The sequence below is a fragment of the Rhodococcus sp. C3V genome, assembly GCF_029269915.1.
Taxonomy (GTDB): domain Bacteria; phylum Actinomycetota; class Actinomycetes; order Mycobacteriales; family Mycobacteriaceae; genus Rhodococcus_F; species Rhodococcus_F qingshengii.
Genome location: NZ_JARJBE010000050.1, coordinates 1 through 1,382, shown reverse-complemented (window position 1 = coordinate 1,382; position 1,382 = coordinate 1). Strand labels below are relative to the sequence as shown.

At 61.0% G+C, this 1,382-nt stretch carries 1 protein-coding gene; it reads left to right on the top strand.

The genetic code is table 11. From position 1 onward, the window contains the following. Positions 1 to 29: 29 nt before the first annotated feature. The coding region (locus P3G66_RS31725; protein WP_276117877.1) for a xanthine dehydrogenase family protein molybdopterin-binding subunit at positions 30 to 1,382 on the top strand (1,353 nt) is incomplete at its 3' end.

Below are 1,382 nucleotides of genomic sequence, written 5' to 3'. Positions count from 1 at the left end.
CGGTCACTCACCGCGGGAAGGTCCACGAAATGAAGATGATCGAACCGAGCTACCTGGGAAATCCGATCGAGCGCGTCGACGGATACGCGAAGGTCACCGGCACGGCGCTCTACGCATTCGAGCATCCCCTGGAGAATCCCACCTACCTGCACGCCGTAGAGGCGACGGTTGCGCGTGGCCGCGTCGCCAGCATGAAAACGGAACTGGCAGAGGCACTTCAGGGTGTGGTTGCCGTGATAACCGTCTTCGATGCCCCGCACTTGGCGGAAACCGAAGATCGAGAGCTGTCCGTACTCCAGGACCCAGCCGTCCACTTCCGCGGTCAATTCATCGGTGCTGTGATTGCCGAAACACCCGAGACAGCCCGTCATGCCGCGGGATTGGTGCAAGTCAAGTACGACGAACTCCCGCATGATTCCGAGTTGCGATCCGATCGCGACGGCCTTTATGCCCCGGAGGATGTCAACGGCTTCCCGACCGACACAACTGCCGGCGATATCGAGTCCGCCTTCACGGATGCCGAAGTGACAATCGACCAGACCTACACCACCCCAATCGAACACAACAATCCCATGGAACCGCACGCCTGCATCGCAATCTGGAAGGATGGCGCCAAGGACGGGCGCGCAAGCCTCACCCTGTACGACTCCACCCAAGGAGTCCACGTCGTTCGCGAGACTCTGGTACCGATGTTCGGGCTCGAACTCGATCAGATGCGTGTCGTGGCCCCACACGTCGGCGGAGGCTTCGGTTCGAAGGGATCACCACACGCACACAACGTATTAGCGATTCTCGCTGCCCGTAGGACGGCGGGGCGACCGGTCAAGTTCGCGCTCACGCGCCAGCAGATGTTCGCGATCGTCGGATACCGCACCTCCACGATCCAACACATTCGCCTCGGCGCCAACACCGACGGCCGTCTGACGGCAATGTCCCACGACGTCATCGAACAAACGTCGAAGATCAAGGAATACGCGGAACAGACTGCTGTTGCCACCAGGATCATGTATGCCACACCCAATCGCTCTACCTCGCACCGAGTTGCAGCCCTCGATGTTGCGGTCCCGTTCTGGATGCGTGCCCCGGGTGAGACTCCGGGAATGTACGCGGCCGAGGTCGCGATGGACGAACTGGCCGTAGCTTGCGGTCTCGACCCGATCGAACTTCGCGTTCGCAACGAACCGGAAGTCGATCCGGAGAGCGGCAATCCCTGGTCGGGAAGACATTTGATTGAATGCATGAGAGACGGTGCGGAGAGATTCGGTTGGGAGAATCGGGGCCCAAGCCGTGGACGCAGCCTGGACGGCGACTGGATGGTGGGCACCGGCATGGCGGCGGCAACCTATCCGGCAATGACCAATCCTGGTTCGAAAGCGCGCATC